Below are 24,600 nucleotides of genomic sequence, written 5' to 3'. Positions count from 1 at the left end.
GCTTACTGATCACGATGTCGAGCGCCGTCCTGATCCTCGGGCTGGCGACCCCCGCCGCCGTACCCGCCCAGGCACAGGCCGCCGCCCCGAAGCCGCCGGAACACGGCCCCGGAAAGGGCCCCGTCAGCGTGCTGGTCTTCCACGGCCCCGCCGACAAGCAGGACGACCCGGTCAAGCAGGCCACGGCGGCGATCAAGGAACTGGGCGGGAAGAACGGCTTCTCCGTCGACGCCTCGCAGGATCCGGCGGTCTTCACCACCGACAACCTGGCGCGCTACCGCGGCGTGGTGTTCCTGTCCGCCAAGGGCGCGGAGCTGAACGACGGCCAGCTGGCCGCCTTCCAGGCGTACATCAGGAACGGCGGCGGGTTCGTCGGAGTCCACGACGCCGCGCGCGCCCAGGCGGACTCGGCCTGGTTCACCGAACTGATCGGCACCCGCCCCGCCGGCGCCCTGCCCCCTCCGGAGAAGGTGGTGGAGAGCGCCGCCAGCGCTGAGAACCCGCCGAACGAGACGAAGGACAAGCTGTTCGACGGGAGCAACGACACCAAGTGGCTGGCCCGGACGCCGACCGGATGGGTCCAGGGGAAGCTCGAGAAGCCGGTCGCGATCGCGCACTACGCGTTGACGTCCGCCAACGACTTCCCCGGGCGTGACCCGAAGGACTGGGCCCTACAAGGCTCCCAGAACGGGACGGACTGGACCGACCTCGACAAGCGGAGCGGGGAGAGCTTCCCCCAGCGGTTCCAGACCAAGGAATACACGTTCGCCAACAGCACGGCGTACCAGTACTACCGGCTCAACATCACCGCGAACGGCGGCGAGCCCCTGATCCAGCTCGCCGAGCTGCGGCTGTTCGGCCCCACCGCCGGAGAGCCCCCGGAGAGCAAGCCGCAGGAGGCCGTCGTCGACCTCGTCGACCGCCAGCACCCGGCGAACAAGGGGCTGCCCTTCACCGTGAAGCGCACCGACACGTGGATGAACTGGAGCCCCAACCCGCTGGGCAAGGTCCACACGGTCGCGCAGGTCGGCGAGCACACGTACGACCAGGGCCTGAACGGCAACGGCGCGTTCCATCCGATCTCGTGGTGCCGCGACTACGACGGTGGCCGGTCGTTCTACACCGGCATGGGCGGCACCAAGGCCGGCTACACCGGCGACGAGCAGTTCCAGAGCCACCTCGGCGGCGCCATCCGGTGGGCGGCCGGCCTGGTGCGCGGTGACTGCCAGGCGACGATCGCCTCGAACTACACCGTCGAGCGGCTGACCGCGCAGAACAAGCAGGGCCAGCTCGACCAGATCGGCGAGCCCCACGGTCTGACCGTCGCCCCGGACGGCAAGGTCTTCTACATCGGCAAGGCGGCCTGCACGACCGGCCCGATCGCCGACTGGAACGACCCCAAGGTCGGCCTCGGCTGCGGCACCATCCACCAGTGGGACCCGAAGGCCAAGCAGGTCAAGCTCCTGACCACGCTCGCCGTCATGGGCAACCGCGGCAGCGGCGACGAACTGGTCAAGAACGAGGAAGGCCTGATCGGCATCACGCTCGACCCCAAGTTCGAGCAGAACGGCTGGGTCTACGTCTACTGGATGCCGCACGAGTCGATCGACAGGGACAAGCGGATCGGCAAGCGGACGGTCTCCCGGCTCACCTACGACGCCGCCAACCAGACCATGGACCAGGCCACCCGCAAGGACCTGCTGCAGTGGGACACCCAGATCCACAGCTGCTGCCACGCGGGTGGCGGCATGGCCTTCGACAAGGACGGCAACCTCTACGTCGGCAGCGGTGACAGCAACTCCTCCGGCGGCTCGGGCGGCTACTCCGGCAACAACTGGACCGCGGACTACAAGGGTGTCTCGTTCCAGGACGCCCGCCGTACCGCGGGCAACACCAACGATCTCAACGGCAAGATCCTCCGTATCCACCCGGAGCCCGACGGCACCTACACCATCCCCAAGGGCAACCTGTTCACCGGCAAGGAGGAGGGCGGCGGCAAGACCCGCCCGGAGATCTGGGTGATGGGCGTCCGCAACATCGCGCGCATCGCCTGGGACAACGTGAACAACTGGCTGACCGCCGGATGGGTCGGTCCCGACGCCGGCGGCCCCAGCGAGATCTGGGGTCCCGCCAAGTACGAGACCGCGACGATCCTCAGGTCCGCCGGCAACCAGGGCTGGCCGTACTGCATGGGCGACAAGCAGCCCTACCGTGACCGCAGCAACGTCGACGCCACCCAGCCCGCCGACTGGTACGACTGCGACCACCTGAAGAACACCTCACCGCGCAACACCGGCCTCGTCGACATCCCGCCGGCGCGCTCCAACATGATCTGGTACTCGCCGCAGGGCGGCGGCCCCGTCTACCCGAAGCGGAACGACGGCAGCGGCCTGCCCACGTACAAGGCGGGCGAGGAGACCCTGACCATTCCCTACCTCAAGGGCGGCGGTCAGGCGGTCATGTCGGGGCCGACCTACCATCGCTCCCAGGTCGACACCGACAGCGGTGTGGCGTGGCCGGCGTACTGGGAGAACAAGTGGTTCATCGGTGACGAGTCCAACGGCAACAACCGCGTCGCCGTGACCGTCGACCCGAAGACCGTGCCCGAGGCGGGCCGGCCCGTGTTCGGCGAGGACCTGCGCCAGATCATCCCGGGCGGCGGCGGCAACACCCAGATGCAGTCGTGGATGGACGCCAAGTTCGGGCCGGACGGCGCGCTCTACATGCTCGACTACGCCGGCGGGTTCTTCAGCCTCCACCCCAACCAGAAGCTGATCCGCGTCACCTACAAGGGTGGTCCGGCGACGCCGAACCCGAGCTTGGCCGTGGCGCGTCCCGTCCGGCAGAGCGACCCCAGGACGATGGCGTTCTCCAGCACGAAGGCCGGCGGCGTGTCGTGGGAGTGGAACTTCGGCGACGGCGGCAGGCCGTCGAAGGAGGCGAACCCCACGCACTCCTACAAGGACTTCGGCACCTACAAGGCGACGTTGAAGGTCACCTACGCCGACGGCACGACGGCCACCGGCACGATCGACGTCAAGGTCGAATGCACCGCCCCCGACGCCCGGCCGACGGTCCGGCTGCTCGACACCGACACCGGCGTGGCCAACCGCGTGGCCGGCGGCGGCTGCACGCTGAACGACCTGATCGACGACGAGCGCGACTGGAAGAACCACGGCGAGTTCATGAGTCACCTCAACGACGTGGTGAACAAGGCCCGCAAGGACGGCGTCATCGACGACCGCGAGGCGTCCGCGCTCAAGAAGGCGGCCGCCGAGTCCCAGATCGGCAAGACGAACGGATACGAGACCCTCTTCGACGGGACGGCGCAGTCGCTCCAGGGGTGGACGCAGGCCCCGTCGGGACAGTTCAACCTGCAGCCGGACGGCACGATCCGCGCTTCCGGCGGTCTCGGAATGCTGTGGTACTCCAAGAAGGCGTACGCCGACTTCTCGCTGAGGCTGCAGTTCCGTGACGTCGCGCCCGACGCGCTCCGCGCCAACAGCGGCGTCTTCGTCCGGTTCCCCGACCCGAGAACGCCGCTGGAGCAACGTCCGGCGGGAAGCTGCGGAACGACCGGCTCGGCCCGTACGTCGCCCGCCTGGGTCGCGATCTTCTGCGGTCACGAGATCCAGATCTACGACGGCGACACGGGCGAGCCGCAAAAGACCGGCTCCGTCTACAACTTCGCCGCCACGGGCCTGGACAAGGCCGGGGCCACCCCGAAGGGCACGTGGAACGACTACGAGGTCCGGGTGGTCGGGCAGCACTACACGATCACCCGCAACGGCAAGGTGATCAACGAGTTCGACAACACGCCGGGCAAGACGTCGTCCCGCGCCGGCGACCCGCCCACGGACCTGCGCCAGTTCATCAGCGGGTTCGTCGGGTTGCAGAACCACGGCAACAACGACGCGATCGAATTCCGCAACATCCGGGTGCGCGAACTCTAGGCCGGTCCATCGGCCGGGTGCCGGGCCGGGGCGCCTGCCCCGCCCGGCACCCCACCCCAGCCGCGCAGACTTTGAGAGGTGCATCGATCCCATGCATGTCCGATTGATCCATGCCTTACGCAGGACGTTCAAAGCCGCTGCCACGGCGCCGGGCCTGGCCGTGGTGCTGCTGGCCGTGGGGCTTCCCGCGCTCTTCCTGTCATCGGTCCAGGCCGGCGCGCAGCCCCCCATGCGGCTGACGGCCCAGGCGGACCAGGTGCTCACCTGGAACGCCGACAACAGCATGACCGCGTACAAGTCGACGCCGGACACCGCCACCGCGGGGCCCACCACCATCGTCTTCGAGAACAGTGCGGCGACCGGCAACACCACCGGCATGACGCACACCCTGACCTTCGACGTCTCCACCCCCGGCTACAACCACGACGTCAGCCTCAACATCATCGCCAGCCCCTTCGATGCGAACGGCGGCCGGCACCAGGCGCAGGTGAACCTCACTCCGGGCAAGTACCGCTTCTTCTGCGCGATTCCCGGTCACGGCCAGATGGTCGGCGAACTGGTGGTCACCGACGGCGGCGGCACGGACACCACCGCGCCGCAGGTGTCGGCGCAGGTGACGGGCGATCGGAACGACGACGGCAACTACGTCGGCTCCGCGACTGTCACCCTCACGGCGACCGACACCGAGTCGGGGGTGGAAACGGTGGAGTACGCGCTCGACGGCGGGGCGTTCACGGCGTACTCGGCTCCGGTGACGGTCAACGAGGTGAGTGCGCACACTGTGCGTTACCGCGCCACCGACAAGGCCGGCAACACCTCCGAGCCGGGCACGACGACGTTCACCGTGGTGGCCCCTCCAGGCCAGGACACCACTCCCCCGCAGGTGACCGCCCAGGTGGCGGGCGATCGTAACGATGACGGCAACTACGTCGGCTCCGCGACCGTCACCCTCACCGCGACCGACGCCGGGTCCGGGGTCGACACGGTGGAGTACTCCCTCGACGGCCAGCCGTACGCGGTGTACGCGCAGCCCCTCGCCGTCACCCAGCCGGGCGCCCACACCGTGGCCTACCGGGCCACCGACAAGGCCGGCAACACCTCCGACCCGGGCACGACGACGTTCACGGTGGTGGCGGAGCAGGAGAAGGACACCACTCCCCCGCAGGTGACCGCCCAGGTGACAGGTGACCGGAACGACGACGGCGACTACGTCGGCTCCGCGACCGTCACCCTCACCGCGACCGACACCCAGTCCGGGGTCGACACCGTGGAGCACTCCCTGGACAACGGCGCCTTCACGGCGTACTCGGCTCCGGTGTCGGTCAACCGGGCGGGCGCGCACACCGTGCGCTACCGGGCCACCGACAAGGCCGGCAACACCTCGCCGGTGGGCTCGGTGACGTTCACCGTGGCGGCTCCTCCGGGAGAGGACACCACTGCGCCGCAGGTGACGGCGCAGATCACCGGCAGCATGGACTGGGCCTGGAACTACGTGGGCTCCGCCACGGTGACGCTCACCGCGACCGACGCCGGGTCCGGGGTCGACACGGTGGAGTACTCCCTCGACGGCCAGCCGTATGCGGTGTACGCGAAGCCGCTCGCCGTCACCCAGCCGGGCGCCCACACCGTGACCTACCGGGCCACCGACAAGGCCGGCAACACCTCGGCTGTCGGCACGGCCAGGTTCATGCTGGTCAAGTCCACACCGGGCCCGGGATGCCCGAAGCCGGGCAAGGGCAAGGACTGCAAGGACACGTGACCCCAGCCGGCGGGCGGCCTCCCTCTTGAACGCCGCCCGCCGTCTCGGCGCGTTTCCCTCGCAGCCAGTCGGTCGCCCCCGCGCACCGACGGCGGCACCTGCCCTGGCTCCTGGGTCGCGTCATGATCTCGGCGCCGGCGTCACCAGGCGACGGGCAGCTCGTGGACGCCGTAGATGCTCATGTCGTTGCGGAACCTGATCTGCTCGATCGGCACCGCCGGCCGCAGATCGGGCAGCCGGCGCAGCAGCGTGGGCAGTGCGATCTCGAGTTCCGCGCGTGCCAGGACCTGGCCGAGGCACTGGTGGACGCCGTGGCCGAAGGCCATGTGCCCGCGGGTGTTGCGGTCGAGGTCGAGGCCGTCGGGGTCGCCGACGAAGGCCGGGTCGCGGTTGGCGGCGGGCAGGTTCATGATCAGCCCTTCGCCGGCGCGGACGAGTTGCCCGCCGATCTCGACGTCCTCCTTGGCCACGCGGGCGACCAGGCTGTGCACGATCGTGAGGTAACGGAGCAGCTCCTCGACCGCGTTCGCGACCACCTTGGGGTCGTCGGTGTCGCGGAGGCGGGTCAGCTCGTCCGGGTTCTCCAGCAGGGCCAGGGTGCCGAGGGCGATCATGTTGGCGGTGGTCTCGTGCCCGGCGTTGAGCAGGATGAAGCCGTTCATCGCGATGGTCTCGCGGGTGAGCTCGCCGGTCGCGAGGTGCTCGCGGACGAGGCGGCTGATCAGGGCATCGTCCGGCTCGCGTTCCTTCTCGGCGACGAGGTCGGTCAGATACCCGAAGATCGCCAGGTTGGCCTTCAGCCTCTCCTCCTCCGTGGAGGTGCGGCTCATCAGGACGGAGGTGACGTCCTGGAAGAACCGGTGGTCCGTGTACGGCACCCCGAGCAGCAGCGAGATCACCAGGGACGGGATGGGCAACGCGTACGCCTGCACCAGGTCGGCGGGGCTGCCTTCGGAGATCATCTCGTCGATGAAGTCGTTCGCCATCCGCTCGATCTCGGGGCGCATCGCCTGGACGCGCCTGACCGTGAAGTCCTTGGTCAGCATGCGGCGCAGCCGGGCGTGCTCGGGATCGTCCATCCGGGGGAAGACCTGCGGCGCGTTCGCGCCTCCGCCGGCCTGCTGGGAGGGGACGTCCGCGCTGACCCGCGGGTCGGTCATCGCGACCTTGATGTCCTCGTACCGGCTCACGGCCCATACCTCCTGGCCGTGCCAGTTCACCCGCCGCAGCCCGTCCGTCGCGCGCCACTGCGCGTACTCGGGGGCCGGGTCGAAGGGGCGGCGCGGGTCGCGGTCGCCGGGGAAAACCGGCAGGTCGGTGTTGGTTTCAGTGCTCATGGAGTCCTCCTGGGGAGTTACGCGGCCGACGCGCCGACGATCAGGATCCGGTTCACGACTCGGTCAGGTGAATCGCCGCGGCCGGGCAGACCATGGCCGCCTCTCGTACGGCGTCGTGGTGCTCGGCCGCGGGGGTCTCGTCCAGCAGAATCACGACGCCGTCCTCCTCGCGCTGGTCGAAGACCTCCGGCGCGAGCAGCACGCACTGCCCTGCGGCAACGCACTTGTCGGCTTCCACGCTCACGTTCATCGGGCCTCCCCTCTGAACCGACAGTTGACTGTCGGTTCCTCCTGGCGGTGACGCTAGCACAAATGGCAGCCGACTGTCGGTTGCTATGCTGTCGTGGTGGTAACCGAAACTGAGCGGCCCTTGCGCGCCGACGCCGCGCGCAATGCCGAGCGCATCCTGCGTACTGCCCGTGCGGTTTTCGCCGACGTCGGCCCGGACGCGCAGCTCGAGGAGATCGCCCGCCGCGCCGGCGTGGGCGCCAGGACGCTCTACCGCCACTTCCCCACCAAGGCGGACCTGGTCCGCGCCGCTCTGGGCCAGAGCATCGCCGAAGACCTCACGCCGGCGGTCGAGCAGGCGCTCGACGACGACGATCCGCTGCGTGGCCTGATCAGCCTGATGGAAGCCGCGTTGCGCCTGGCGGCGCGTGACCTGAGCACCCTGGCCGCCGCGCGGAACGCCGGAACCCTCACCGCGGAGGTCTACACGCCGTTCTACGAGTCGCTGACCGAGTTGGCCCGACGCGCGCAGGAAGCGGGTCTCCTGCGCGTCGACCTCGTCCCCGACGACCTGCCCAGGATCATGGCCATGCTGACGAGCACGCTGTGGAGCATGGACCCGGACGGCGACGGCTGGCGGCGCTACCTCGCGCTCGTCCTCGACGGCCTGTCACCCGCCGCGGCGCATCCCCTGCCCCCGGCCGCCGCCCTGCTCAAGGAGCCGCGGCCGGGCGACTGGCTGCTCTGAGCGTCATCCCCGGGACGGCGGCGAGGCCCCCAGGTGGATGACGCGTTTGCCGTGGGCGTGGCCTGTGCCGCTACGGCGAAGCATCAGGCGATATCGGGACATGGAGCCTCCGTGGGCAGTCGATGAGGGTGTCGAAGTCCCGTTCCGGGGCGTACGAGTCGATGGAGGCGTAGTCGAGGACGAGGTCGGCGTTGCGCGCGCCGGCGACGGCGGTGACGGCGGCGCCCATGGCCCGGCCGAGCTGGACCGCCCTCATCACCGTTTCGGACATGGCCGTTCTCCCGTCTTGATCACATGTGACCGTCGCGAGCAGGCGCCAGCCCGCCGTGCCATCGACCCGGCGACCGTAGCAAAAGCTTCCAATCTGGAAAACTTGCAAATATTGAACTTTTCCTCCAAGGTGGAGGCATGACGCCACAGCCGCAGCCGGGGTTGCGGGAGCGCAAGAAACAGGCCACCCGCGCCGCGCTCAGCCACGCCGCCTGGACGCTGATGCTGGAAAAGGGGCTGGACGCGGTAAGCCCCGAGAGCGTGGCCGAGGTGGCCGGGGTGTCCGGCCGCACCTTCCGCAACTACTTCTTCTCCCCCGAGGAGGCGATCGTCGAGGCGACCGTACGCCACGTCGAGTCGATCGCCGACGCGCTGCGCGCCCGCCCGGCCGGCGAGCCCGTATGGGACACCCTCACCCACGTGCTGCCCGATGGGATCGCGGCCATGGTCAGCAGCCGCGAGGACGTCGTCGTGCTGCTACGGGCGGCCCGGGAGAACCCGGGCATTCTGGCCGCGCACCTGGCCTCGTTCGAACGCGTCAAGCGGCTGCTGGCGCAGGTGGTCGCCGAGCGCACCGGCGCGGACCCCGAGCGCGACCTGGCCTCCCGCCTGCTCGCCGCCGCCGCCGGGGTCGCGGTGCAAACCTCGATCGAGGCGTGGGCGGCCGGTGACGGCTCGACCAGCCTGCCTGACGTCGTCCGGGAGAGCATCGCGCAGTTGCGCACCGGCATCCCGCTGGGCAGCACCGCCGTACCACCTGCTCGCTGAGCTCAGGCACAAGCCATGGGACAGGCCGCTCGATTTCGGCGCGCCTGCAAGCCGACGTGCGCTTCGAACCCTCGCATACGGGAAGCGAGCGTCGGCCCACACGATGCGAAAGGGAAGTCGATGACCAGTACCGTGAACACCGCTCCGCAGCTGCCTTTCGACCGGCCCAACCCGCTGGAGATCGCACCGCTCTACCAGGTGCTGCGGCGCGAGGCGCCGCTGGTGAAGGTGACCACCCCGGCCGGCGACCCCGCATGGCTGGTGATCGGGTACGAGGAGGCGCGTCAGATCTTCGGCGACGCCCGATTCGGCCGATCGCATCCCGCACCGGAGCGGGCCGCCCGCATCTCGCAGTCGGCGTTGGCCGGCGGCGCCGAGGTCAGCTACGACACCGAGAAACATGAGCACACCCGGATGCGCAGGCTGCTGACGCCCGCGTTCTCCGCACCGCGGATGCGCCGCCTGGCCGAGCGGATCCAGGAGCTGACCGACCGTTGCCTGGACGACATGCAGGCCGCGTACGACGCCCGGCCCGGCGAACCGGTCGATCTGCACGAAATGCTGGCGTTCCCGCTGCCGGCGCTGGTGATCAGCGAACTGCTCGGCGTGCCGCACGCCGACCGTGCTCTCTTCGGCCGGTTGTCGGCGCGGATCGGCGTGCTGGACAACGGGGCCGATGCCCAGGCGGCCATGGCGGAGTTCGTCGAGTACACCCACCGGCTGGCCGCGGCCAAACGCGACAACCCAGGCCCTGACGTCATCTCCGACCTGGTCGCCGCGCAGGCCGACGATCCCACGTTCACCGACAACGATGTGGCGCGTCTCGCCGCCGCGCTGCTGTTCGCCGGGCACGAGACGACCGCCGCCCGCATCGACTTCGGCGTGCTCTGGCTGCTGTCCGACCTGCGGCGGCGGGACCGGTTCGTCGCCGACCCCGACGGCCGGGTGCAGACGACGGTGGAGGAGATCCTGCGTACGTCCGCGCCGGCCGGGCTCGGCCTGCTGCGCTACGCGCACGAGGACGTGGCGATCGGCGGGGTTGCCATCGCGCGCGGTGACGCTGTCCTCATCTCGAACGACGCGGCCAACCGGGACGGGACGAAGTTCGCCGACCCCGACGCGTTCGACCCTGAGCGCAAGCCCAACCTCCACCTCTCCTTCGGCCACGGCACGCACGTCTGCATCGGCGCCAACCTCGCCCGCACCGAGCTGCGGATCGTGTTCCCCGCGCTGTTCCGCCGTTTCCCCCATCTGCGCCTGGCCGTCGGCCTCGACGACATCAAGATCCTCACGAATCAGCTCACCGGCGGCGTGGACAAGGTCCCCGTTCAGTGGTGATCCGCGGTGTTCGAGATGTCCCACGATCAAGCCGCTGAACCCAAGGAGCACCATGGCCGCAGCAAGGAACGCGAACCGGGCGACGACCTGCTCAGCCGTCAGGTGCGCGAGCAGGTCCGCACCGGCGGTCTACGGGCGGGAGGAGGCCGCGGTCAACGGCGCCCTCCTCCCGACCATCGCCCACACCAACATCTACCGCGTCGCCACAGAGGACCTCACCCTCGGCGGGCAGCCCATCAAGGCCGGTGACGACGAACCTGCCCGCCGGCAGCTGGGACACCGCCTTCACCGACAGTCCCGGCATCTTCGACATCGACCGCCACACCCGCGGCCATCTCGCCTTCGGCCACGGCGGCCACCAATGCCTCGGCCAGACCCTGGCCCGCGTCGAACTGCAGGTGGCGCTGCCTACCCTGCTGTGCAGACTGCCGACGCTACGGCTGGCGGCGCCGGTCGAGGAGCTGAAGTTCCGGCACGACATGGCCGTCTACGGCATTCACGAGCTACCCGTCGCTTGGTGAGCGCTTCATGACCGCGATCGTCCGCGCCATCACCTTCGACTGCGGCGACGCCGCAGAACTGGCCGAGTTCTGGTCACGGGCCCTCGACGCGCCGATTGCGCTCGGACCATCCGCCGGCTTCGCCTCGCTCAGCCTGTCCGCGGACGGGCCGAGTCTGCTGTTCATCGAGGTTCCGGAGGGCAAGACCACCAAGAACCGCGTGCATCTCGATCTGACCGCACCTGACCTCGACGCCGAGGTGGAGCGGCTGGTGTCACTCGGCGCACGCAAGGAAAGAGAGGTCAGCGAGGGCCGGCACCGATGGGTCACGCTGACCGACCCGGAAGGCAACGAGTTCGACCTCTTCGCCGACTGACCGTGCGGGTCCTGGCTCCCCGGCCGCTGGCGGTCCTGGAAGCGGACGCCGGCACCGGCTCAGTCACCCAAGCCCTGATCCCCCAACTGCCCCGAGGCAGCCGCCTGGACATCGTCGAAGCCCCCCTCACTCCCGGAGTCTGCTTCCGACCGGAAGTAGAGCAGGGTCGGTTACGCCTCCGCACGGGCGGTTGACCTCAACTGCGGTTGAGATTGCACGATGACGGCCGGGGCGTTGCCCCACATCCGACCGTGAGGAGTATGTCCGTGAGCACGGATTCCGGTTTCTATTCCATCATCGACCACACCGTTGATGGCTTTGACACGCAGCGTGAGCTGGTGGAGGCGTTCGCGGAGATCCAGGAGCGGTGGGTGCGTTTCTATCCCGGCTACCGCTCGGCCCGTTTCCATGTGAGCACCGACGGCACCCGCGTATACAACATCGTGCGCTGGGCGAGTGAGGCGGACTACCGCCACTTCGTGGAGACCTCCGACACCGAAGGCCGGATGGCCGCCATCGGCAAGGCCCTGGAGGGCCTGTCAGGCAAGGCCGAACCACGCATGACCGGAGTGCCCACCTACACCGTCGCCCGCGAGATCGGACCCGGGCCGCAGCGCCTCGATGCCTGATCGCCCGATCCCTCCTGGCGGGCGGCACCACGCTGCCAGGTAGGCCGAACTCGCTCCATCAACCACGATCACCGTGCGGGACGTTCATGAAGCTTGAGATATACGCCGACGTGCTGTGCCCCTGGTGCTACATCGGCAAAAGACGCCTGACGGCCGCCTTGGCCCAGCACACCGGCCGCCGCAGCATCGAGATCATCTGGCGCGGCTACGAACTCGCACCGGACGAAGGCCGGACCCCCGGCCCGACCGCCGCAGAGGCCATGGCCGGCTGGTGGGGCGAGCAGGCGCCCGCCCGCATCGCCCGGATCCGGTCGCTGGGCGCGGCCGAAGGCCTGGAGCTGAACCTGCATCTGGCCCGCCCGGTGAACACCTTCGACGCGCACCGGCTGGTCAAGCTCGCCGCCGACCGCGGCCGGGCCGACCAGACGCTGGAGCTGCTGCTGCACGCGTACCACACCGAAGGGCTCAACGTGGCCGACCTGCAGGTCCTGCGGCGCCTGGGCGGCGAGGCCGGGCTGAACGCCGGAGAGGTGCGCGCCGTCCTGGACGGCGACGACTACGCCGACGAGGTACGCGCCGACCGGCGCCGCGCGACCGAGCACGGCGTCACCGGCGTGCCCAGCCTCGTGATCGACGGCCGCCCGCCGGTCTCCGGAGTCCTGCCCGTCGCCGATCTCCAAGCGCTCCTGCGGTACGACCCGACCGGCTCACACGGCGTCCCGATCAAGCCTGACCGGCCACGCTGACGGACGATCCGGTCACGCTGGATCGGCTCACCGCAGTCACGGCGTCCAACGGCCCGTGGGCCCGCGTCCGGCCACACCCGGCGGGCCCGCCCTGCTGTTCGGCGGCAACGCGAAGGCGACCCTGCTCCGCATCGCCTCCCACGGAACGGGATGGATCGCCGGTGACGCGACCGTACAGGACGTGCAGGACTTCGCCCCCGAATCGAGGACACACGTCGTCGGCTCCTTGAGAGGTCGGGCCGGGCGTCACCGAGGGCGATCCGGCCTGGTCGCCGCGCGCCGACGCTGCCGAGCGGGTGGCCGCCGCGAGGCCGCCGCCCGGCCGGAGGCCGCCTATCGTCCCCCATGCCAGTACCTGATCTGGACCGCCACCCGGTACGCCGCTGATGTGCGGTGGGGCGGTGGGTGCTGGGAGGGCGGTTGGGGGTGGTGGGAAGAAGAAGTGGGCCTGCGACGAAGGATGAGTGAAAGCAATGATCACCGTCCGGAAGGCACACTCATGACGGAGACGGGCACGTGACCGCCGACGTGGGCGAGCAGGTGACCGACGCCGACCTCGTCGCCGGTTATCGGCGGAACCCCGAGCTGTTCACCGCCGTGCATGACCGCTATTTCCGCGACATCTACCTGTACGTGGCGGGCCGCCTGGACACGCAGGTGGCCGAGGACATAGCGGCGGAGACGTTCCTGCTGGCGTTCGATCGGCGGGATCGGTTCGACCCGGAGCAGGGGGGATTACGGCCTTGGCTGTTCGGGTTCGCCACGAACCTGGTGGCCAGGCATCGCCGTAAGGAGGCCCGCCACTACAAGGCGCTGGCCCGGCTGGACCCCGCACCGGTCGTGGAAGGGCACGAGAACCGGGTCGTCGCTTCGGTATCCGCCCAGCGCATGCAGCCACAGTTGGCCATGGCGCTCGCCTCGCTGAACGGTGGCGAGCGTGACGTGCTGCTGCTCCTGGCGCTGGGAGGGCTGAGCTACGACGAGATCGCCCAGTCGCTCGGCATCTCCATCGGCACGGTGGGTTCGCGGCTCAGCCGGGCCCGCGCCAAGATCCACGCCCGGATCGACGGCGCCCTTATCGACAGCGCACTCAAAGGCAAGGAGACCCCATGAATGACCTCGAGGAAGTGGCCAGCCTGCTGGCCAAGCCGGAGCCGTCCGAGGAGGTGGCCGCGCGCAGCCGAAGCAGGCTCCAGCACAGGACGCGGGGCCACAGGACGCTGGGCCTGGGGCGCGTCAGGTGGTTCGTACCGGGCGTGGCGCTGGTCGCCGCCGGGGCGGCCGCCGCGGTCGTGATCGCTACGGGGGCGGTCACGAACGGCGGCGCACCGGCGCAGGTGATCGCCGCGGCGCCGGTCTCGGGCAAGGAGGTCCTGCTCATGGCTGCCGTCAGCGCGGAACGTATGCCGCAAAGCTCCGGGACCTACTGGCACGTCACCGCCACGTGGTCACAGAGCGACATTCCCCCCATGGAGAGCTGGACCTCGCGCGACGGCAAGCGCTGGACGATGAACGGGCCGGGCGACCCTCCGGGCGACGTCGTACCGACCCCGGTCTCGCTCGCGCTCAAGGGCGCCGACGTGAGCTTCGCCGACCTCGAGAAGCTGCCGACGGATCCGGAGGCGCTGAAGGCGTGGATCGTCCAGCGCAAGGGCAACCCGAACGACATGTCCGCGTCCGAGATCCAGGGCGACCCCACCCTCACCCTGCTCGCGCTGATCACGGAGCTACCCGTGCCCGCGGAGGTCCGTTCCGCGGCGTTCCGGGCGCTCGCCGCGACGCCGGGAGTCGAGAACACGGGCGCGGTCGAAGGCGGCCAGGCCCTGCGGATGCCCGACCCCGACGGCAAAGAGAAGCCGATCGAGCTGGTCGTCGATCCCGAGAGCGCCCGGGTCGTCCGTGCCAACCTCCTCCTCGCCGGTGACGGAGGCGTGGCGATGACCGACGGGTACATCGCCGTGACCACCGATTGGACGGACGAGCTCCCCGAGACGCCGAAGGGCCGCCCGTGACCAGAGGCGAGGCATTACTCGCCGCCGTCCTGGTGACGGCGGCGACCACGGCCGCGACGCCGGCCCCCACCCAGCAAGCCACCCAGCAGCCCACCCAGCAGCCGGACAGCGTGACCCTGATCACCGGTGACCGCGTCACGGTCACCGGCCAGAGGTATCGCGTGCAGCCCGGTCCCGGCCGTGAGGTCTCCTTCACGCGGCAGGTCCGGGAAGGCCATCTGTACGTGATCCCGTCCGACGCCCTGCCACTGCTCGCCCAGGACGTACTGGACCGGCGCCTGTTCGACGTCACCCAGCTCCTCCAGTGGCGCTACGGCGACGCCGACACCTCCGACATCCCCGTCATTTCACAGGGGTTCACCAGCTCCCAGGGCCAGGTACGGCGGCTGTCGGCCCTCGGCATGAGCGCGGCCCGCCTGCCCAAGGCGAACGCCGCCCGGACCTGGCACGACCTCACCCGAGCCCGCACCCTGGCGGCCGGCCGTACCAAACTCTGGCTGGACGGCCGCAAGGAGTTCACGCTGGACGAGAGCGTCAAGCAGATCGGCGCTCCGCGGGCGTGGGAGCAGGGGTTCACGGGCAAGGGCGTCACGGTCGCGGTCCTGGACTCGGGGTATGACCCCGACCATCCGGACCTGAAGGGCGCGGTCGCCCAGGAACGGAACTTCACCACCGACCCCGACATCCGCGACGAGAACGGCCACGGCACCCATGTCGCCTCGATCGTGGCGAGCCGCGATGAGAAGTACCGCGGGGTGGCGCCGGAGGCGAACCTGGCCATCGGGAAGGTGGGGGGCCGGAGCGGCATGACGGACTCGACCATCCTGGCCGGCATGGAATGGGCCGCCACCGAGGTCAAGGCCAAGGTGGTGAACATGAGCCTCGGCGCCCCCGACGGCCCCGACCTGGACCCGGTGGAACAGGCGGTGAACACGCTGTCGGAGCGTACGGGCACGCTGTTCGTCGTGGCGGCGGGCAACGACCGGCCCATGGTCCTCACTCCCGGCAGCGCCGACGCGGCGCTCACTGTGGGTGCGGTGGACAAGCAGGGCCGGCTGGCCGACTTCTCCGGTTCGGGCCCGCGAGCGGGCGACCACGCGATCAAACCCGACGTCACCGCGCCTGGCGTGGGCATCGTGGCCGCCGTTCCCGGGGGCGGTCACGAATCGAAGGACGGCACCTCGATGGCCGCCCCCCACGTGGCGGGGGCGGCGGCGATCCTGGCCCAGCGCCATCCCGACTGGACGGGCGCGCGTCTCAAGGCCGCGCTGATCGGCAGCGCCGCGCCGGTCCAGGGGGTGACGCTCTACCGGCAGGGCGCCGGGCTGATCGACCTGGTACGCGTGCTGCGCCAGGACGTCGTGGCCCAGCAGGCCAACGTGTGGGCGGCGTTCCCGTACAACGGCTCGGACGAGCGTACGGCGACCAGGACGATCACGTACGCCAACGCCGGCGAGACCCCCGTCACCCTGGCCCTGGAGGCGGACGGTGAGACGCTGAAGCTGCCGGCCGGCCAGATCACGGTCCCGGCCGGGGGCGAGGCGTCGCTCACGCTCACGATCGACGCCGCGGGGAAGGCCCCCGGCGACTATCCGGGCACGGTGACCGCCAGGTCGGGCGAGACCGTGATCCGCACGCTGGCCGGCGCGTACGTCGAGCCGGAGTCGTACGACGTCACCGTCAACGTCGTCGGCAGGCAGGGCGCCCCGGTCGACCCCTCGATCTGCGAGATCTACGACGCGAGGACCGGGACCGTCCACGCCCTGTTCTTCCAGAACGGCGCGGCCAAGGCCCGGCTGCCCAAGGGCGACTGGAACGTCTACGCCTACATGTACGAGAAGATCGACGGCAAGACCGTCGTGACGCTGTCCGACAGCCCGCTGAGGGTGGACGGCGACCAGCGGTTCACGGTGGACGCGCGTCAGGGCCGCCCGGTCAAGATCACAGTGGACGATCCGAGCGCGGAGCTCCAGCCGGGGTTCGACGAGGAAGTGGTGCACGGGGCCTGGAGCAACGGCGGAAGCCAGAGCCGGATAGACGCCAACAGCCAGCTCTTCGTCGTCCCGAGTTCCCAGGCCGGGCTGACGTACTCGCTGAGGACCACCTGGCTCAGCAAGGACCGGACGCCCAGTCCGTACGTCTACGATCTCGTCGACCGGCGTACCGGCGGCCTTCCCGAGGATCCTTCGCGCGCCTTCAGACAGCGGGACCTGGCCAAGGTGACCGCGACCTACCGGGGTTCGGGGGAGTCGGGCAGGCCTATGCTCGGGTTGAGCTCCCGTTACTCGCCCGGCTCGACCCTCAGCGGGCCGGTCGGCGAGATCCCGCTGCCGGGGACGCTGGTCCAGTATCTGACGCCCGGGCTGGCGTACGAGAGCGGGCTCCAGGTCGGCGACGCGCTGATGTTCGGCGGAAGCAGACTGGCGAAGCGCGGTGAGAGCCGCAGCGAGGTCTGGAACGCCGCGGTCGTCGGGCCGTCGTTCCTGCTGCCGGCCGGTACGCGTACCGGGGACGAGCTGGCCTTCGCCGGGACGGGGATGTTCGCGGACGGGTTCGAGCGCAGGACGGGCTCGGACACCGCCGCCACCGGCACCGCCACGCTGACCAGGGACGGGGCGGAGGTGGCGCGGGCGGAGTTGTCCACCTGTGACGCCTTCGATCCGGGACGGTGTGAGCTGCGGGCCGCCTTGGCCCCCGGGACGGGCGCGTACACGCTCACCGCGTCGATGCGGCGGTCGTCGTCGGCGCTGTCCACGGCGGTGGAGTCGGTGTGGACGTTCCGCTCCGGGACCACCGCGAAGGAGCAGGCGCTGCCGCTGATGGCGGTCCGTTTCCGGCCCGAGGGCCTGGACGACGCCAACCGCGCCGCCGGCGGGAGCGTGACCCGGCTGCCGCTGTGGATCGAGCGCGACCCCGGCTCGGGGCCGGCGGACGTACGGTCGCTCCGGCTGGAGATGTCCGCCGATGATGGGGCTCACTGGCGGGCGGTTCCGGTGGTCCGGAAGGGGTCCGGCTGGACGGCGGCGGTGCCGAACCCCCGTACCGCCGGGTTCGTCTCCCTCCGAGCAGTCGCAACCGACATGTCGGGCAGCGCGGTGACCCAGACCATCACCCGCGCGTACGCCGTGCGCTGATCGGCTGAGGCCTGGCGACAGGGAGACCTGTCGCCAGGCCTCAGCCCAGGTCGCGGTTTCCTCACGCCCCGCATGGACCAAGCATGCTCACGGGCGCGGTCGAGGTCGCCCAGCTTGCGACAGCGCACACTCAAGTCCAGGTGCAACGGCCGGCCGCTGAAAGCGTCTGCCCAGCTTGGGCCGTACGGCGCGGGCCCGTCCTCATCGGTGGAGCAGCGGCTTGTCAGCCAGGCAGCCCGTGGCCATCGCCGGTGCCGAGCATGACCTTCCCGCGGTTGGCGCGGGACTCCAAGCGCCGGTGTGCTTCCGCTGCGTCCTGCAGGGCGAAGACGGAATCCACCGGCACGCGCAGCTCGCCGTCGGCCACCTTCGCGATCAACTGCTCGAGGTCGGCACGCGGGTCGTATCCGAGCTCGACGAGGTTGGCGGACTGGTAGCCGTGGATGCTCACGTTCTTCGGATAGAAGTCGCGTGTGTCGATCACGCTCGGCGCCAGGGCGACGTTGGCCAAGGCCACGACCCGCCCGCCCGGCGCGGCAGCCTTGAGGCTCAGCGGGAAGACGTCTCCGCCGACCGTGTCGAGCACCACCTCGGCCCCGCGTCCGCGTGTCAAGGCTTTGACGTGGCCGAGGAGGTCGTCGCCGGACAACTGCCGGGAGTCGAGCACCTCGTGCGCGCCGAGTTCGGCCACCCACGTGGTCTTCTCCTTGGCACCGGCCGCCGCGATCACCCGCGCCCCGGCCGCCACGGCGATCTGCACCGCCGCACTCCCCACGCCACTGGCCGCCGCGTGGATCAGCACCGTCTGACCGGGTTGGATCTGGCCGAGGGTGGTGAGGCAGTACCAGGCTGTCAGCCATGCGACCGGCAGCGCCGCGGCGTGGAACGGATCTACGCCGTCCGGCAGCGCCAGCACCCGCTCGGTCGAGACCACAGCCTGCTCGGCGTAGAAACCAGGTGCGTTGGGCTCCCCCCTCATCAGGACCTTCTGCCCGACGCGGAAGCCGTGCGTGGCTTCGCCCAAGGCGCTGATCGTCCCGGCCGCCTCCAGGCCGAGGATCACAGGCGGCGGGTCGGCCCGGTGGTAACGGCCCGATCGGAGGAGCGCGTCGGCCCGATTCACCCCCACGGCTTCGATCTGGACCAGCACCTGGCCGGGGCCGGGTGACGGATCGGGCACCTCGACGACGTTGAGGACTTCCGGACCTCCGAATGCCTGCACCACCAGAGCGCGCATGACTCTCCTTCGTGACACCGTTTGAACAGGTGTCAGCCTGCAACACTGGTTCAACTGGTGTCAACTGGTAGGGTGCTGCCATGAACCCGCGAACGTCCGAGGCCGAGCCGCTCCCCGCCTTCGTCTTCGTCGGCGGCCGACCGTGCCTGGACCTGGTGGACACGCTCGGCAAGCGCGGCACACTCGACATCGAGCGCCTGCCCACACCCGAGCGCCTCGGCAGGTGGCTGCGCGAGGTCGGTCTCGCCAACAACCCACCACCGGTCTCCGAGGACCAGCTGGACCAGGCCCGCGAACTGCGCGAGGCCGTCTACCGGCTGGTGCGCTGCGTGCTCGACGGGACGCGACCGGACCGGCACGCGCTGGCGGTGATCAACCGGATGGCAGCCGTCGCCGATCTTGCGCCGCGGCTGGAGGTCGCCACCGCTTCAGGGACGAGCCCTCTCACCGCGCGATGGCCGACCCCCACGCCGGTCGACGCGGCGCTGTCCACCCTCGCACGGGACGGGATCGACCTGCTCAGCGGGCCTCTTGCCGCGAGGGTGAAAGAGTGCGAGAACCCTGACTGCACGCTGGTGTTCCTCGACGACTCCCAGGCGCGCCGCCGTCGCTGGTGTTCGATGGACCGCTGCGGCAACCTTGCCAAGATCGCCAAGTACCGCTCGCGCGGGCGCGACGCCACCTCGTCCGAGGGTGCGGCCGATCGATAAGCGGGTGCCACTGGGCCACGCGATTTCTCTGAACTAATCAGAAGTCGATGCCGAACCGGTGTCGCGAATCAGACTCTCGGTCAATCTGCGTCCTCGCAGCAAGAACCCGCCCAATGCAACATTGAACTCCTCAAGCGCTCTCTCCCATTCTTTGAGGCTCCGCCTGGCCTCGTCGCGAAGCCTGGCGTTGCGGAAAAGGAGGCTGGCGTTTCCCCTTACACCCAGATCCTTGTACCAGTAAATCGCCCCGACCACCAGCCTTATTACGAGGTTCTGCTGTGCAGTCGCCACCTGGCAACAGCTTCTCCAGGGCACCCTGCGCGACCTGGAGACGCTTGGCCGCCGTATTACGTACCCTCTGCAGGGCCAGTCGGGACATCGAGTCGTTGAGCATTCTGCTGGCCGTGGCACGTTCCAGGCGCTCAGCCTGGCGGCGGGTGACGTTCTGCAGAAACAGCAGGGCTATCGGAACCGCGAAGAAGAAGGCAGTGATACTGGTGATGAGGTTGGTGAGGAAGGGGAAGCTCGCCCACATCTTCGTCACATCTCCGAAGACGCCCAGGACGACGAGGGCAATCCCTGCTGCCCACATCAGCATGACGCCTCGTTTGAGGTGAGAACTGGCGTCAGTCCAAGAGCCGCCGCAGAAGCGTGCGAAGCCGCCGACCACGTCAAGCAGACGTTCGCGATTTCCGGTGCTGTTTTGCATCGGCGTCTCCAAGCGGGAGGTGTTCCCCACCATGAGGATCATCTTGTCCACTACGGTCGCAACGAGTCGAACGGCAGGCCTGGTTCCACGGCTGTCAGGAAGAGGCGGTGGTATCCGGGAAGGCGGGCATGCCGAAGTTGATGGTAGTTCCCCGGCGGGCTCTTTCACCGAACCTGTCTTCGGCACCGGTGAGGCTGACACGAAGGCCTTCGATCTCGCCGAGCCGGACTTCGCGTTCGGCCACGGCGAACCCGATCAGGTTGTCGAGGATCTCCTGCAGACGGGGACGTGGAGCACGGCTGGCATACTCATCATGATCTGGTTGCCGCGATAGCGCAGGTCATTTGTGCTGTGTGGATCTTTGGAGCGCCACTGATGAGCACCGTCGTTGTCGTGTTGTCGATCCTGCTCGGTCTGCTGTTCCTCGGGACCGGCGGGGTCAAGGTGCTGAGCCTGCCGCAGTCGCTGGCGATCCGCGATCATCTCGGACTCCGGCCGAGGTTGTGGCAATTGATCGGCGTGTGCGAGTCAGCCGGGGGTCTGGGGCTGCTCGCCGGGCTCGCGGTGCCGTTGCTCGGCGTGGCCGCGTCGATCGGACTGGTCATGTTGATGGCCGGTGCAGTCATCAGCCGGATCCGGGTGTCCGACTCGGCGGCGACGATATCCGTCGATGTCCTGGTGCTGGCGTTGGTGGTGGTTCTCGTGGTCGTACGCGCGTCGGCGTGACGGGCAGAACAGCCCAGGTTCTCACACGTGGCCCAGCGGTGCGGGTTTCGCGAGTATCCGGCCGGGTCGTTCCAGCTGCGCTCCCGCAACAAGACGCTGATATGCCTGGCCGCCGTCGAACTGGTGGCGTGCGCGCGTCCCCCGCCGGCGCGGCGCGGGGCGACGACCCGTCACACCAGTGTCCCGACTCGGCCTGCTGACGACGGGCGCGGCCACCGTGCGCCATGGCCGCGAACGCCAGCGGCCGCGACCGTCATTTCGGGCCGTGACCCTTTGTCTTGATCTTCTTCGTCTTGATCTTCTTAGCCTGTCCATGCGGGATGCCGGCCACGTCGGTGGAGAGGGGTGGTTCCGTACGAGCATGCTCCGGTTCGCTCCTCGCGACCCGGCGCTGGCCCGAGATGAGGTGGGCCGGCAGCGCCGTGTCCGGCTCGATCGCGGTGGGCGGCGGAGTGGCCTCCGTCATGGGTGGCGAAGGGTGCGTGCTCGGCTCGACGCGCCACCACGAGGTGGTCGCCATCACGCTGACGATCAGGGCCGCGATGACGGCCGCCTGCCGCCAGTGCTCGACAGCCCACTGCCGGTACGGCGCCCGTTCCCCAAGCGGGCGGCCGACGGGCGAGCCGCTGATCTGCCCGCTGTCACCGTCAACGGTCGGAGGGTCCGAAGAGATCGGAATGACCGGTTGCTCACACAAGGTGGACAGTTGCTCGTGAAGGCGAGCCGCGTCCGTACGCCGGGCCGGATCCTTGTCCAGCAGCCCGGCGATGATCGAGGCGAGCGGCCCTGCGTGCTCCAACGGCAAGGGGTCCGAGGCCATCACCGCGGACAGGGTGGCCAGCTCAGTACTGAACCCGAACGGGGCACGGCCCTCGACCGCGGTGTACAAGGTGGCGCCCAGCGACCACAGGTCGGCCTGCGGCGTGGCGGGGCCACCGCGGGCGCGTTCGGGGGCGATGTAGGCGGGGGTGCCGACGACAACGCTCTCCCGGGTGCGGCGCGCCTGGTCATCCAGGGTGCTGGCCAGCCCGAAGTCGGTGAGGATGGCGTGCCCGTCGTCGGTGATGAGGATGTTGGCGGGCTTGATGTCGCGGTGCACGATGCCGCCGGCGTGGGCGGCGCGCAGGGCGTCCAGCACTTCGAGCCCGATTCGAGCGACCGCGGACGAGGGCAGCGGTCCCCGTTCGATGATCACCTGGGCGAGGCTGGGGGCGGGGACGAGCTGCAGTACGATCCACGGCCGTTCGTCGGCGACCACGACGTCGTACACGGCTGCTATGCGCGGGTGGCTCAACCGCGCGGTCAGGCGAGCCTCGCGCAGGGTTCGCCTGAGCAGCGCCTCTCGCTCCGGCCCCGGCCGGTGCGGGATATGGATCTCCTTGACCGCCACCTGCCGATCCAGCAGCTCGTCATGAGCGCGCCAGACCCTGCCCATGGCCCCTCGGCCCAGCTCGGCCAGCAACCTGTACCGAGCCCCCAATAACCATCCTTCATAGCCTGTAACGGGCATGACGACATGCGTACCCGATCATCGTCCGTACATGCACGACCGCGATCTTTCGACTGTTGGTTCCCGGAGAATGTCGGTTTGTCCGGCCGTTCTCGCCGAGAACGTCTGAGACGCCGGCCCGTCGATCACCGAAGAGATGGCCTCCTCGCCGCAGTGGCCAGGCAGGCGGCCGGCAACGGGAACCAGCGCAGCCGCTCGAAGTCGTCCGGCAGGCCGGGCGGGCGCAGGTCGATCTCGTCGGAGCGGGCCGCCAGGATGGCCCGCGCCTCCTCCAGGTAGCCGGGCAGGGCGTCCTCGCCGGCCCGGACATGTGGGGCGGGCGGCGCGCCGGGGTCGTCAAAGCGCAAGTCGGAAAGGTGCAGTGGCGGCTCGGCGGAGTCGCGGTGGTGCCGCCACAGCCCGGTACGAGGCTCGAAGCGGTAATCGGGCAACAACCGGTGGCCGTACCGGGCGACCAGTTCGACGGCCTCGATGAGGTAGTCGCAGACCGCGTCCGAGACGAAGTAGTTGAAGTTGATGCGTACCCAGCCCGGTTTGATGCCCTGGCAGCCATGCCCGATCTCCTCCTCGAAGGCCCGCGAGCGCGCGGCGTCGATGGCCAGCAGGCGGTGGCCGTAGGGACCGGCGCAGGAGCAGCCGCCGCGCGCCTGGATGCCGAGCAGATCGTTCAGCACCGCCACCACGTAGTTGTGGTGCAGGAACAGCTCCCCGGACCGGATGCGGACCGACACGATGGACAGCCGCCGAGAGTGCCGGTCGCCGAGGATCTCGATGTTCGGGCTGCTCTCCCATCGACGCAGGGCCCGTTGCCAGAAGCGTTCCTCACGAGCCTGGATGAGGTCGGTGCCGATGGCCTGCTTGAGCCGGAAGACCAGCCCGGCGCGGATCGACTCGACGATGGCCGGTGTGCCGCCCTCCTCGCGGGCGACCGCGTCGTCGAGATAGCGGTGCCCGGTGGGGTCCACGAACAGCACGGTGCCGCCGCCCGGCGCGGTGGGCACCTGATTGCGGACCAGTTCGCGCCTCACCACCAGGACACCGGGCGTCTGCGGCCCGCCGATGAACTTGTGCGGCGACAGGAAGATCGCATCCTTGTGGTCGTTCGCCCCGGGCGCGCTGGCGGCCATCCGGATCGGCACGTACGGCCCGGCCGCCGCGTAGTCCCAGAACGACAGCGCCCCGTGCTCGTGGAGCAGCGCCGCGATGCGCTCGGTGTCGGACAGGATGCCGGTCACGTTCGAGGCGGCCGAGAAGCTGCCGATCAGCAGCGGCCGTCCGGCGTGGCGCGCCAGCTGGACACGCAGGTCGTCGCAGTCGATGTGGCCGTCGCGGTCCTCGCCGATGGCGACGGTGTCGGCGATGGACTCGCGCCAGGGCAACTCGTTGGAGTGGTGCTCGTACGGACCGACGAACACCACCGGCCGGTCCTCCTCCGGGACCATCGGCGCGTACCGGCCGGGGACCCGCAGCTCCAGGATGCCGACGAGCTTGTTGATCGCCGCGGTCGCGCCCGAACCGCAGAAGATCACCACGTCGTCCGGGCCACCGCCGACGGCGTCGTGGACGGCGCCGCGGGCCTCCTCGCGTAATCGACTGGTCTGCAGCCCGGTTCCGGAGCTCTCGGTGTGGGTGTTGGCGTAGCGCGGCAGGACGTGGTCGCGGACGAAGTCCTCGATGAAGCCGAGCGACCGGCCCGAGGCGGTGTAGTCGGCGTAGATGATGCGGCGCGGTCCGTACGGGCCCTGCAGCACCTCGTCGTCGCCGATGACGGCGGCGCGGATGCGCTCCAGCAGCGGCGAGGTCGGCGGTTCGGAGGCGGATCGTCGTGTCTGCACGCATCCAGGATCCCCCGCTCGCCGGCCCGGGCAACAGGCCGCCGCGGGGATGCTCGCCCGCACCTGGCCGGCCGC

Annotated in this window: 22 protein-coding genes; 15 read left to right on the top strand and 7 right to left on the bottom strand. The window is 69.7% G+C overall.

Going from position 1 to position 24,600, the window contains the following annotated elements:
- Positions 1-14 precede the first annotated feature (14 nt).
- Complete coding sequence (locus ACWDRB_RS43655; protein WP_449904283.1) at positions 15-3,953, top strand: ThuA domain-containing protein; 3,939 nt, start codon at positions 15-17, stop codon at positions 3,951-3,953.
- A gap of 91 nt (positions 3,954-4,044) precedes the next feature.
- The gene (locus tag ACWDRB_RS43650) at positions 4,045-5,712 is read left to right on the top strand and encodes an OmpL47-type beta-barrel domain-containing protein (RefSeq protein WP_449904281.1); all 1,668 of its coding nucleotides are present in this window, start codon (positions 4,045-4,047) and stop codon (positions 5,710-5,712) included.
- Between the two features lie 140 nt (positions 5,713-5,852).
- Here the strand turns inward: ACWDRB_RS43650 and ACWDRB_RS43645 are convergent, their stop codons facing one another.
- Together ACWDRB_RS43645 and ACWDRB_RS43640 are read right to left on the bottom strand one after the other, a co-directional pair.
- The gene (locus ACWDRB_RS43645) at positions 5,853-7,049 is read right to left on the bottom strand and encodes a cytochrome P450 (RefSeq protein WP_449904279.1); all 1,197 of its coding nucleotides are present in this window, start codon (positions 7,047-7,049) and stop codon (positions 5,853-5,855) included.
- A gap of 52 nt (positions 7,050-7,101) precedes the next feature.
- Entirely contained in the window at positions 7,102-7,299 is a 198-nt protein-coding gene (locus ACWDRB_RS43640; RefSeq protein ID WP_449904277.1) for a ferredoxin, read from the bottom strand.
- A gap of 96 nt (positions 7,300-7,395) precedes the next feature.
- Between ACWDRB_RS43640 and ACWDRB_RS43635 the strand changes: the two genes are divergently transcribed.
- Positions 7,396-8,025, top strand: coding sequence for a TetR/AcrR family transcriptional regulator (locus ACWDRB_RS43635; RefSeq protein WP_449904275.1), 630 nt, complete (start codon positions 7,396-7,398; stop codon positions 8,023-8,025).
- A 70-nt stretch (positions 8,026-8,095) separates the two neighbouring features.
- Here the strand turns inward: ACWDRB_RS43635 and ACWDRB_RS43630 are convergent, their stop codons facing one another.
- Positions 8,096-8,296, bottom strand: coding sequence for a hypothetical protein (locus tag ACWDRB_RS43630; RefSeq protein WP_449904273.1), 201 nt, complete (start codon positions 8,294-8,296; stop codon positions 8,096-8,098).
- A 137-nt stretch (positions 8,297-8,433) separates the two neighbouring features.
- On the opposite strand from ACWDRB_RS43630, the gene ACWDRB_RS43625 reads away from it, so the two are divergent.
- From ACWDRB_RS43625 to ACWDRB_RS43585, 9 genes are all read left to right on the top strand, one after another.
- Positions 8,434-9,063 (top strand): TetR/AcrR family transcriptional regulator, encoded by a 630-nt coding sequence (locus ACWDRB_RS43625; RefSeq protein WP_449904271.1) that lies wholly within the window; start codon positions 8,434-8,436, stop codon positions 9,061-9,063.
- 120 nt (positions 9,064-9,183) lie between these two features.
- The gene (locus ACWDRB_RS43620) at positions 9,184-10,401 is read left to right on the top strand and encodes a cytochrome P450 (protein WP_449904268.1); all 1,218 of its coding nucleotides are present in this window, start codon (positions 9,184-9,186) and stop codon (positions 10,399-10,401) included.
- 245 nt (positions 10,402-10,646) lie between these two features.
- Positions 10,647-10,922 (top strand): cytochrome P450, encoded by a 276-nt coding sequence (locus ACWDRB_RS43615; protein WP_449904266.1) that lies wholly within the window; start codon positions 10,647-10,649, stop codon positions 10,920-10,922.
- 7 nt (positions 10,923-10,929) lie between these two features.
- Entirely contained in the window at positions 10,930-11,277 is a 348-nt protein-coding gene (locus tag ACWDRB_RS43610) for a VOC family protein (RefSeq protein ID WP_449904264.1), read from the top strand.
- A 266-nt stretch (positions 11,278-11,543) separates the two neighbouring features.
- Complete coding sequence (locus ACWDRB_RS43605) at positions 11,544-11,906, top strand: antibiotic biosynthesis monooxygenase (protein ID WP_449904262.1); 363 nt, start codon at positions 11,544-11,546, stop codon at positions 11,904-11,906.
- 86 nt (positions 11,907-11,992) lie between these two features.
- On the top strand, positions 11,993-12,652 hold the full coding sequence (locus ACWDRB_RS43600; protein WP_449904260.1) for a DsbA family oxidoreductase: 660 nt from the start codon (positions 11,993-11,995) through the stop codon (positions 12,650-12,652).
- A gap of 516 nt (positions 12,653-13,168) precedes the next feature.
- Positions 13,169-13,765, top strand: a complete 597-nt coding sequence (locus ACWDRB_RS43595) for an RNA polymerase sigma factor (RefSeq protein WP_449904258.1) — start codon at positions 13,169-13,171, stop codon at positions 13,763-13,765.
- Positions 13,762-14,664, top strand: a complete 903-nt coding sequence (locus ACWDRB_RS43590) for a CU044_5270 family protein (protein ID WP_449904256.1) — start codon at positions 13,762-13,764, stop codon at positions 14,662-14,664. The genes ACWDRB_RS43595 and ACWDRB_RS43590 overlap by 4 nt, the downstream gene beginning before the upstream one ends.
- Positions 14,661-17,798 (top strand): S8 family serine peptidase, encoded by a 3,138-nt coding sequence (locus ACWDRB_RS43585; RefSeq protein WP_449904253.1) that lies wholly within the window; start codon positions 14,661-14,663, stop codon positions 17,796-17,798. The genes ACWDRB_RS43590 and ACWDRB_RS43585 overlap by 4 nt, the downstream gene beginning before the upstream one ends.
- A 223-nt stretch (positions 17,799-18,021) precedes the next feature.
- Here ACWDRB_RS43585 and ACWDRB_RS43580 read toward each other — a convergent pair whose 3' ends face one another.
- Positions 18,022-19,035 (bottom strand): quinone oxidoreductase family protein, encoded by a 1,014-nt coding sequence (locus tag ACWDRB_RS43580; RefSeq protein ID WP_449904250.1) that lies wholly within the window; start codon positions 19,033-19,035, stop codon positions 18,022-18,024.
- An 80-nt stretch (positions 19,036-19,115) separates the two neighbouring features.
- Between ACWDRB_RS43580 and ACWDRB_RS43575 the strand changes: the two genes are divergently transcribed.
- Positions 19,116-19,745 carry a CGNR zinc finger domain-containing protein gene (locus tag ACWDRB_RS43575; protein ID WP_449904247.1) on the top strand — a complete coding sequence of 210 codons (630 nt, stop codon included), beginning with the start codon at positions 19,116-19,118 and terminating at the stop codon, positions 19,743-19,745.
- A gap of 130 nt (positions 19,746-19,875) precedes the next feature.
- Here ACWDRB_RS43575 and ACWDRB_RS43570 read toward each other — a convergent pair whose 3' ends face one another.
- On the bottom strand, positions 19,876-20,496 hold the full coding sequence (locus ACWDRB_RS43570; RefSeq protein WP_449904244.1) for a hypothetical protein: 621 nt from the start codon (positions 20,494-20,496) through the stop codon (positions 19,876-19,878).
- Here ACWDRB_RS43570 and ACWDRB_RS43565 point away from each other — a divergent pair.
- Positions 20,486-20,788 (top strand): hypothetical protein, encoded by a 303-nt coding sequence (locus ACWDRB_RS43565; RefSeq protein WP_449904242.1) that lies wholly within the window; start codon positions 20,486-20,488, stop codon positions 20,786-20,788. The genes ACWDRB_RS43570 and ACWDRB_RS43565 overlap by 11 nt on opposite strands.
- A 41-nt stretch (positions 20,789-20,829) precedes the next feature.
- Positions 20,830-21,180: a DoxX family protein gene (locus ACWDRB_RS43560; RefSeq protein ID WP_449904240.1), complete on the top strand. Its 351-nt coding sequence runs from the start codon at positions 20,830-20,832 to the stop codon at positions 21,178-21,180.
- Positions 21,181-21,433: 253 nt separating this feature from the next.
- Here ACWDRB_RS43560 and ACWDRB_RS43555 read toward each other — a convergent pair whose 3' ends face one another.
- Both ACWDRB_RS43555 and ACWDRB_RS43550 read right to left on the bottom strand, forming a co-directional pair.
- Positions 21,434-22,660 carry a protein kinase domain-containing protein gene (locus tag ACWDRB_RS43555; protein WP_449904238.1) on the bottom strand — a complete coding sequence of 409 codons (1,227 nt, stop codon included), beginning with the start codon at positions 22,658-22,660 and terminating at the stop codon, positions 21,434-21,436.
- Positions 22,661-22,815: 155 nt separating this feature from the next.
- Positions 22,816-24,525 (bottom strand): aminotransferase class V-fold PLP-dependent enzyme, encoded by a 1,710-nt coding sequence (locus tag ACWDRB_RS43550; protein ID WP_449904235.1) that lies wholly within the window; start codon positions 24,523-24,525, stop codon positions 22,816-22,818.
- Positions 24,526-24,600 lie beyond the last annotated feature (75 nt).

Source organism: Nonomuraea sp. NPDC003707, from assembly GCF_053587055.1.
Note: the sequence above shows the minus strand (reverse complement) of the source record. Positions and strands in the feature narration are given on the sequence as shown.